Origin of the sequence: Flavobacterium sp. (assembly GCF_020217025.1) — a bacterium.
Classification (GTDB): domain Bacteria; phylum Bacteroidota; class Bacteroidia; order Flavobacteriales; family Flavobacteriaceae; genus Flavobacterium.
This window is the reverse complement of sequence record NZ_JAIWOF010000017.1, coordinates 1-10,000: the sequence shown is the minus strand read 5'-3', so window position 1 is coordinate 10,000 and position 10,000 is coordinate 1. Positions and strand designations below refer to the sequence as shown.

Below are 10,000 nucleotides of genomic sequence, written 5' to 3'. Positions count from 1 at the left end.
CTTTCAAAGCGCCAATACTTGGGTCAATTCCAATAGCATTATCATTTAAAATCACCAATAAATTCGCATCAGTAACTCCCGCATGATTTAAGCCTTCAAAAGCCATTCCGCTTGCAATCGAAGCGTCACCAATTACTGCAATATGCTGTTTGTCAACTTCTCCTTTTAACTGCGAAGCCAATGCCATTCCTAAAGCAGCGGAAATCGAAGTGGAAGAATGTCCAACGCCAAACGTATCATAAATACTTTCACTTCGTTTAGGAAAACCTGAAATTCCGTTTAATTCTCTATTCGTGTGGAAAATGTCGCGTCTTTCGGTTAAGATTTTGTGTCCGTAAGCTTGATGACCTACATCCCAAACTAGTAAATCTTCTGGTGTGTTGAAAACATAATGCAATGCAATCGTTAATTCTACAACGCCTAAACTCGCGCCCAAATGCCCTTCTTTCTTGGAAACAATATCAATGATAAAGTCTCTCAATTCTTTGGCTAATTGAGGCAATTGATTTTCAGGAAGTTTCCTTAAATCAGTTGGGTTGTTAATTTTTGAAAGCAAATTTTCCATTACAGCACAAAAGTAAGAATTGGTTGTTGTATTTTTGTACTTATGGAGAATATTTTTACCGACGAGTTTTTTATGAAGAAAGCCTTACAAGAAGCCGAAGTAGCTTTTGAGAAAGGCGAAATTCCCGTGGGTGCCGTAATTGTGATTGACAATCGCGTCATTGCAAGAACGCATAATTTAACAGAATTACTTCATGATGTTACCGCTCATGCCGAAATGCAAGCCATAACCAGCGCCGCGAATTTCATCGGAGGAAAATATTTAAAAGATTGTACTTTATACGTGACTTTAGAGCCTTGCCAAATGTGTGCAGGTGCTTTGTATTGGTCACAAATTTCTAAAATTGTTTTTGGTGCTTCAGATGAAAACCGAGGATTTCAAAAAATGGGAACGCAATTACACCCGAAAACCCAAGTAATTTCAGGTATTTTAGAAAAAGAATGTGCCGATTTGATGAAAGCATTTTTTAAAAATAAGCGATAAATTTTTGTAAGGATTTTATTCAAAAATATTTTTATATTTACGTAAGAATTTGCACGGTTTTTGTTATTGCTAATTTGAGAACAAAAACAAACTAACTCTCTAATCTCCTTCCAAATGAAAACAACTCGTTTTTTACAATTGATATTTGTATTGATTGTAGCTTTGTCGTGCTCTAAAAGCGCTAAAGATTTCAATTCTGATTTCTCTCAGTTCAAAGCGTATATTCTCAACTTTAGTTCGGGATTGGTCTCGGCAAACAGAGACATTAGAGTAGTTTTAGCATTTGATAAAAAAGAATGGACAGCCAACGAAGAGTTAGATGAAAATTTGTTCACCATTAGCCCAAGTGTTGATGGAAAAGTAGTAGCACTTTCTAATAATACCATCGCTTTTATTCCAGAAAAAAAATTAGACCAAAACAAAGAATATCAAGTCACGCTTCATTTGTCGGAATTAACGAATGTTCCTGATAAATTGAAAGATTTTAACTTCACAATTAAAACCATAAAGCAAGATTTTATGGTAACTACCAATGATTTACAATCGTATAGCAAAGACTACCAATATTTAAACGGAGTAATCACGTCGAGCGATGATTTGGATTTTGAAACTGCAAAAAAACTTATTTCTGTTAATCAAGAAGATAAAGCAGTTAAGGTAAAGTTTGTCAAAGAGTTAAGCAATAAAAAGGAATACAAATTTGTAATCGACAGTATTAAAAGACAAGTTGAAGATAGTAAAATTAAAATTTCTTGGGATGGAACTCCATTTGATATTGATCAAAAAGGCGAAATGCTTTACGATATTCCTGGAAAAAGTAATTTTAAAATAGTTTCTGCCGAAGTTGAGAAAGATAACAATCAAGTTTTATTATTAAACTTTTCTGATCCTTTAAACAGAGATCAAGATTTTTCTGGTTTAGTACAAGTTGAATCGGCTCTAAATTTACGTTTTGCAACCGCAGGAAATTTACTAAAAGTGTTTTTCAACGAACCTTTAAAAGGCGAACTTTTAGTAGAAGTTTTTCAAGGAATTGAAAGCGAAGATGGTTATAAAATGAAACAAAACTTTTCCGAAAAAGTTACTTTCGAACAAGTAAAACCTGGAGTTCGTTTCATAAAAAGCGGAACCATTTTGCCAAGTTCGAACAATTTAAAAATTAATTTTGAATCGGTAAATCTGAGTGCGGTTGACGTTAAAGTGTACCAAATTTACAAAAACAACATTCTTCAATTCCTTCAAGATAACGAGTTAAACGGAAGTCAAAATCTAAGAAAAGTGGCGCAGCCAATCGTTAAAAAAACTATTGCATTAAATAAAAACAAATTACAAAATTCTAGCAAATGGAATGCGTATGCTATTGATTTATCTAAAATAATTACACCAAATCCAGGTGCTATTTATCGTGTTGAAATATCATACAAAAGAAAATATTCACTTTACAAATGTACTTCGGCTTACGTTGATGAAGGAAACGAAGAAGAGGAAGAACAAGACGATGAAGTAAGAAGCAGTCAAGATTATTACGACGATTACTATTACGAAGGCTATGATTGGTATGAAAGAGAAGATCCGTGTACCGATTCGTACTATTACAACAACACCATTTTTACAAATGTTATCGCTTCCGATTTAGGCGTTATTGCAAAACGTGGCGGAAACGGTTCGTATGTTTTTGCAGTGAACAATATTGTTTCTACGCAACCAGTTGCATCAGCTAAAATTGAATTGTATAATTTCCAACAACAACTTTTAGGAACTATCACTACCGATAGCGAAGGAATAGCGAAAACCGAGTTGAACAAATATGCTTTTTTTGCGATTGTATCAAAAGACAAGAACACAACTTATGTGAAGTTAGATGAAGGGCAATCCTTGTCGGTAAGTAATTTTGATGTTGGTGGCGAAGAATTGCAAAAAGGGTTAAAAGGGTTTATTTATGGTGAAAGAGGCGTTTGGCGTCCAGGCGATACACTGCATTTGGCTTTCATGTTGAATGATGTGGAAAGCAAATTAGAAAAATCGCACCCAATTACGTTTAAACTAAGCGATCCGCAAGGAAAAATGCGTTACCAAATGGTTCAAAAATATAATAGTTTAAACCATTATAAATTCAAATTAGCTACAAAAGATAGCGACCCAACTGGAAATTGGGAGGTTAAAATTTCGGTTGGTGGGGTACATTTTTACAAAAGCATCAAGATTGAAACCATCAAGCCAAACCGTTTAAAAATTAAAAATAGTTTTGCAGATAAACAACTTTCGGGCAATAGATTAAACGGTGGCGAAGTCGAAGTAGCTTGGTTACATGGAGCGGTTGCGAAAAATTTGAAAGTAGAAATGCAAGCTAAATTTCTAGAACAACAAACTGTTTTCAAAAAATATGAAAAATATGATTTTGATGACGAAGTACGTAAATTCTACACCGAAGAAGTAAACGTTTTTTCAGGAAAAGTAAACGATTTAGGAAAAGCTAAAGTTGCGATTCAACCTAAAATCACAAGTCAAGCACCAGGAAAACTGAAAATGGTTTTTCAAACAAAAGCCTTTGAAAATGGAGGTGATTTTAGTACTGATGTAGCTACAGCAACGTATTCTCCGTATAAAACTTACGTTGGAATAAAAGCACCAGAACCAAACAAATATGGTTTGTTAGAAACCGATAGAGTTAATCGTTATGATATTGTGACTTTAGATGAATTGGGGAAACCAAAATCAGTTAAAAATTTAGAAGTTCGTGTCTATAAAGTAGAATGGCGTTGGTGGTGGAATTCTGACGGAGATGATTTATCACAATATAATTCTTCGGAAGTAACAACCGCTTATAGAAATTACGTGGTTTCAACTGATGCCTCAGGAAAAGCAAGTGTTCAATTTAAAGTTCCAGAAGCCGATTGGGGAAGATATTTAATTCGAGTAGAAGATACAAATGATGGTCACGCAACAAGTTTAACTTCTTATATCGATTGGCCTTATTGGTCAGGAAAATCGCGTCAAGGAAGTAGCGAAACGGCAAATATGTTAGTATTTACAACCAACAAAGAGAAATACAATGTTGGAGAAAACGCTATCGTTTCTTTTCCATCAAGTGAAGGCGGAAGAGCTTTAATTTCAATTGAAAACGGTTCAAAAGTCATCAAAACACTTTGGGCAACCACTAAAAAAGGCGAAACACAAGTAGAAGTTCCTATCACAGGTGATATGGCGCCAAATGTGTATTTCCATATTTCGTTGTTAAAACCACATGCTTCTACGATAAACGATACACCTATTCGAATGTACGGAATTTTGCCTGTAGAAGTAATCAATAAAAATACCGTTTTAGAGCCTGAAGTATCAATTCCTGCGGTGTTAAAACCGGAACAAAAAACTATCGTAAAAGTAAGTGAAAAATCAGGTAAAGAAATGACCTACACCATAGCAATTGTAGATGATGGTTTGTTAGACTTAACCCGATTTAAAACACCGAATGCTTGGGAAAAATTCTATTCAAGACAAGCGCTTGGCGTAAAAACTTGGGATGTTTATGATGATGTAATTGGTGCTTATGGTGGAAAAATCAACCAGATTTTCAGTATTGGAGGTGACCAAGATTTAGCAGGAGGAAATGCCAAAAAAGCGAATCGATTTAAACCAGTTGTCATTTATTTAGGACCATTTAAATTAGAAAAAGGACAAACCAAATCACATACGATTACGTTACCAAATTACGTTGGTTCGGTGCGAACAATGGTTGTTGCAGGTGATGCTAAAACTAGTGCTTACGGAAGTGTAGAAAAAACTTCTTTTGTGAGAAAACCGGTTATGGTATTGGCTTCGGTACCAAGAAAAATTTCTCCAAACGAAAGAATTATGTTGCCGGTAACCGTTTTCGCAATGGAAAGCCAAGTGAAAAATGTTAATGTGCAATTAAAAACAAATAACGGAGTACGAATTATTGGAAATGCAACTCAAAATGTAAGTTTCAGTTCGCCAGATGAAAAAGTAGTCTACTTTAATTTAGAAGTTGGAAGCGCAACAGGAATAGGAAAAATAGAAGTCATTGCCACATCTGGAAAAGAAAAATCGACCTATGCTGTGGAAGTTGATATTACGAATCCAAATCCAGTTACTAATGATTATGTAGACATGGTAATTCCAGCAAACGGTTCTAAAACAATCAATTGGAAAACTTTTGGAGTAGCAGGAAGTAACAAAGCAAGATTAGAAGTTTCGTCTTTCCCAACCATCAATTTTAATGGGCGATTGAGTTATTTGATTCAGTATCCGCATGGTTGTGTGGAGCAAACCACGTCTGCTGTATTTCCACAATTGTATTTGGCGGATATTATGGATGTTGATGCCAACAAAAAAGCTGAAATTCAACGAAATATCAATGCTGGAATTCAAAAGTTAGGCAATTTCCAATTATCAAATGGCGGATTAAGTTATTGGCAAGGAAATAATTATGTGGATGATTGGGCCACTTCTTATGCTGGACATTTCTTAATTGAAGCGGAGAAAAAAGGCTATGTTTTACCAATCGGATTTAAAAATAAATGGATTTCATTCCAACAATCTGAAGCTAAAAAATGGAGATTCAACGCACAATACCGTAACGATTTTGCACAAGCTTATCGTTTATACACTTTAGCATTAGCAGGTTCAGCCGATATGGGTTCAATGAACAGACTTAGAGAAACTACTGGAATCTCAAACGAATCGAAACTACGATTAGCAGCCGCTTATGCTTTAGCTGGTCAAAAGAAAGCCGCATTATCTTTAATTGGAACAACAACAAGTCAAGAAGATAAACGATATGTGGATTATTACTACGGTTCAGAAGAACGAAATAGAGCTATGGTTTTAGAAACGTACATTTTGGTAGATAACAAAACGAAAGCGTATGAAATGGCAAACAAATTAGCCAAAGATTTATCGTCTAATCGTTACATGAGTACGCAAACTACTGCTTTTGGATTGTATGCGATGTCCAAATTTGCACTTAAAAATGGCGGAAAAGGTGTGAATATGACGTATTCTATAGCTGGAAAATCAGAAACAGTGAGTTCTAAAAAAGCATTTGTCGATAGAAATTTAGTTGCGAAATATGGTTCTAATTCGGTAACAATTCAAAATAAAAACAGCGGAACGCTTTATGTTCGTGTATTGAATAGTGGAATTTTACCTGTTGGACAAGAAAAAGAAATTCAGAAAAATTTCTCTACATCGGTAGTTTATAAAGATAGAAAAGGAACTGTTTTAAATTTAAGTTCGGTTAAACAAGGAACCGAAATCGTAGCGCAAGTAACCATTAGAAATCAATCGGATGAAACATTAGAAAATGTAGCACTTTCGCAAATTGTTCCGTCTGGATTTGAAATCATGAATTCACGTTATACCGATTTTGGAAGTTATGCCGAAAACAAAGCCGATTACATCGATATTCGTGATGACAGAACGCAATTCTATTTCGGAATTAGAGCAGGCGAAACCAAAACGTTTACCATGTTGTTAAATGCAACTTATTTAGGAAAATATTATTTCCCTGGAGTGCAATGTGAAGCGATGTACGACAATAATTATTTGGCAAGAACCAAAGGACAATGGGTGCAAATCGTGAAATAAATTATCAAACTACTTCATTGTGTAAATGCAATGAAGTAATAATTCTTCCCAAATGAAAATAGCTCTAAAAATCGGAATGTTTTTACTATTAACAGTTACAAGTTGTAAAAGCAATAAATCAAATTTGACTAAAAACAATAATGATTCAATTAGTGATACTACTAGTGTTGTTGATACCGTAACTTATCAAAAAGTTGAAGTAATTGAAGAAGAAAAAACTATAAATATTGACAGTATTTTAAAAGCGAATATAAATATTGATAATGAATTAAATTCTGATTCCATTTATAATGCTTTAGGCAAACAAGGGTATTTCGAAATCTATAATGGTCAAGCCATTGCTTTTACAAGATTAGAAAATAACGGAAATGTTTTTGCAGCTGTTTGTCCAGAAGTTTATGATTTTGAAAAAGGGATAACCGTATTAATGTTTTATCAACTTAAAAATAAAGAATGGAATTTAATTAGCAAATATGAAATATATGTTGATGTTTTTTATTTTGATTTAGTGGATTTAGACAACGATGGAATTAAAGAAATTCATTCGAAAGGACATCCCAATATGAACGGCAATTATTGGAACAATTTTTACAGTTTTTCAAAAGATGAAAATAAATTTATAGATGGTGGTGGATTTTTTTCAAGTATGTACGAATTTAAACCAAAATCGAGCAGAGTTGAAGTCGAATACGGCGGAAGCTGGTATATGCCCAATACTAAAACCATTTATTATTGGAAAAATCAGAAACTTATTTCATTTAAAGAAGTAGAAGTTGGTTTAAAAATTGCCGACATGAAGCATAATGATTACTATATTAAGTATTCAGAAAATTTAACTTTGGAGAAAGATTCGGTTCAATTGGTGTATAAAAAATCGTTTCGAGGCAAAAAGTTAAATCAATTTTACGACAACTTTTTTGAAAATAATTAAAGTGAAAAATCGATTCCAGAAATTCTATAATTTCATTAAACTAAAAGTGAAAAACAATAAGATAAAATCAATTTTCTTGTTGTTGCTTTTGGTTGTTTACTATTTTTCACTCCCAAGAAAACTTTTTGAAAACAACTATTCCACCGTAATTGAAAGTCAAGACGGGCAGCTTTTAGGAGCTAAAATCGCTTCCGATGGGCAATGGCGTTTTCCAGAAAGTGATAGTGTGCCGTATAAATTTCAAAAATGTATTGTTGCTTTTGAAGACCAACATTTTTATAAACATTTTGGGTTTAACCCAATTTCCATGTATCACGCTTTTAAGCAAAATCGAAAGGCAAATCGTGTAGTTCGAGGTGGAAGTACGTTAACCCAACAAGTAATTCGTTTGCACCGAAATGGAAAATCGCGCTCCTATTTTGAAAAAGGAATCGAAATGATTCTTGCAACTCGTTTAGAATTTCGCCATTCGAAAGATAAAATTTTGGAATTGTATTGTGCGCATGCACCTTTTGGAAGTAATGTTGTAGGTTTGGAAATGGCGTCTTGGAAATATTTTGGATTGCAACCGCATCAATTATCGTGGGCAGAAGCCGCTACTTTAGCAGTTTTACCCAATGCGCCAAGCTTAATTTATCCCGGAAAAAATCAAGAGCGATTATTAGCGAAACGCAATAGATTATTGAAGAAATTGTACAACGATAAAGTCATCGACAAAGCAACTTACGAATTATCATTACAAGAAAGCTTGCCTCAAAAACCATTTGATGTGCCACAAATTGCACCTCATTTGGTTCAAAAAGTGGCTAAAGAACATCCTGCAGAAAAAATAAAAACTACCATTCAATTGGATTTGCAAGAGCGTACTAACGAAATTGTGAAGCAATATTATAATTATTACAAACAAAACCAAGTATATAATATTTCGGTTTTGGTGGTGGATGTGAAAACACGAAACGTGATTACGTATGTTGGAAATAGCCCAACCAATAAAGAACATCAAAAAGATGTTGATGTTATTGAAGCGCCAAGAAGTACAGGAAGTATTTTGAAACCTTATTTGTACGCTGCCATGTTGAATGACGGCTATATTTTACCGCAAACTTTGGTTCCCGATGTTCCTACGCAGATTTCAGGATATTCACCTCAGAATTTTAATTTAACTTATGATGGAGCGGTTCCTGCGAGTAGAGCTTTGGCGCGTTCGTTGAACATTCCGTCGGTTTTGATGTTGCAAGATTATTCGGTGAATCAGTTTTATGAAAAATTACAGCAATTGAAGTTGCGAAATGTGAATCGTCAGCCTTCAAATTACGGTTTATCATTGATTTTAGGTGGTGCGGAATCGAATTTATGGGATTTATGTAAAGCCTATGCTTATATGTCTTCTACGCTAACGTATTTCAACCAAAACGATGCTAAATATCGTAAGAATGAAATGCTAAATTTGAATTATGATGCGAATTTTCAACCTGATTTTGGAACTAGTTCACGTCAGAAAAACATTTTTGGTGCAGGTGCTATTTGGCAAACATTTAATGCAATGAAAGAAGTCAATCGACCAGAAGGCGATGAAGCATGGAAATTTTACGATTCTTCATTAGAAATTGCATGGAAAACAGGGACAAGTTTTGGAAGCAGAGATGCTTGGGCAATTGGTGTGACCAAAGACTATGTTGTGGGAATTTGGGTTGGAAATGCAACGGGCGAGGGAAGACCATTGTTAACCGGAGTTGATAGCGCGGCTCCAATCCTATTTGATGTTTTCAGATTATTGCCAAAATCAAAATGGTTTGAAATTCCGTATAACGATTTAGATCCTGTTGAAGTTTGTGAGCTTTCGGGTTATTTAGCACAGGAACATTGCCCGAAAATAAAACAATGGATTCCAAAAACAGCGAAAAAGACGGATAATTGTCCGTATCATAAAATAATTCATTTAGATAAAAATCAGCAATTTAGAGTGAATAGTAATTGCGAAAGTGTTGATGAGATGGTAGCTAAATCTTGGTTTGTTTTGCCACCGGTTATGGAATGGTATTATAAAAGTAAAAATGTAAACTATCAAAATTTACCGCCTTATAGAAGTGATTGTGTTGATGCTTTACAAGACAAACGTATGGATTTTATTTATCCCAAAGCGAATACTAAAATCATACTTACTAAAGATTTTGAAAGCAAACTACAACCTGCCATTATCAAAGTAGCACATTCTAATTCCGATGCAGAGTTATTTTGGTATTTAGATGATAAATATGTGGGAGGCACTAAAACGTTTCATGAGAAACCTATTTTTGCTACAACAGGATTTCATGTCATTACGGTAGTAGATGAATTTGGTAACGAAATTAGGCGAAAAGTGCAATTTGAAAGTGAATAAAAACAAAAAAACCGCCAATCTTTCGAAAGGCGGT

5 protein-coding genes are annotated in these 10,000 nt (G+C 34.3%); 4 read left to right on the top strand and 1 reads right to left on the bottom strand.

The features are described from left to right. A partial coding sequence (locus LDL23_RS00735) for a 1-deoxy-D-xylulose-5-phosphate synthase N-terminal domain-containing protein (RefSeq protein WP_291263992.1) occupies positions 1-565 on the bottom strand: 565 nt, incomplete at its 3' end. 42 nt (positions 566-607) lie between these two features. On the opposite strand from LDL23_RS00735, the gene LDL23_RS00730 reads away from it, so the two are divergent. The 4 genes from LDL23_RS00730 to pbpC all read left to right on the top strand — a co-directional run bounded on the left by LDL23_RS00730 (position 608) and on the right by pbpC (position 9,966). Continuing rightward, entirely contained in the window at positions 608-1,048 is a 441-nt protein-coding gene (locus LDL23_RS00730; protein WP_291263991.1) for a nucleoside deaminase, read from the top strand. A gap of 114 nt (positions 1,049-1,162) precedes the next feature. Beyond that, positions 1,163-6,655 carry an MG2 domain-containing protein gene (locus LDL23_RS00725; RefSeq protein ID WP_291263990.1) on the top strand — a complete coding sequence of 1,831 codons (5,493 nt, stop codon included), beginning with the start codon at positions 1,163-1,165 and terminating at the stop codon, positions 6,653-6,655. A 52-nt stretch (positions 6,656-6,707) separates the two neighbouring features. Beyond that, positions 6,708-7,586 carry a hypothetical protein gene (locus LDL23_RS00720; RefSeq protein WP_291263989.1) on the top strand — a complete coding sequence of 293 codons (879 nt, stop codon included), beginning with the start codon at positions 6,708-6,710 and terminating at the stop codon, positions 7,584-7,586. Between the two features lie 46 nt (positions 7,587-7,632). Then, a complete protein-coding gene (pbpC, locus tag LDL23_RS00715; RefSeq protein ID WP_291263988.1) occupies positions 7,633-9,966 on the top strand; it encodes a penicillin-binding protein 1C in 2,334 nt (777 codons plus the stop codon). Positions 9,967-10,000 lie beyond the last annotated feature (34 nt).

Coding starts and splice junctions, on each gene's coding strand:
- LDL23_RS00725 (WP_291263990.1), top strand. CDS start 1,163: ATGAAAACAACTCGTTTTTTACAATTGATATTTGTATTGATTGTAGCT.
- LDL23_RS00720 (WP_291263989.1), top strand. CDS start 6,708: ATGAAAATAGCTCTAAAAATCGGAATGTTTTTACTATTAACAGTTACA.
- LDL23_RS00730 (WP_291263991.1), top strand. CDS start 608: ATGGAGAATATTTTTACCGACGAGTTTTTTATGAAGAAAGCCTTACAA.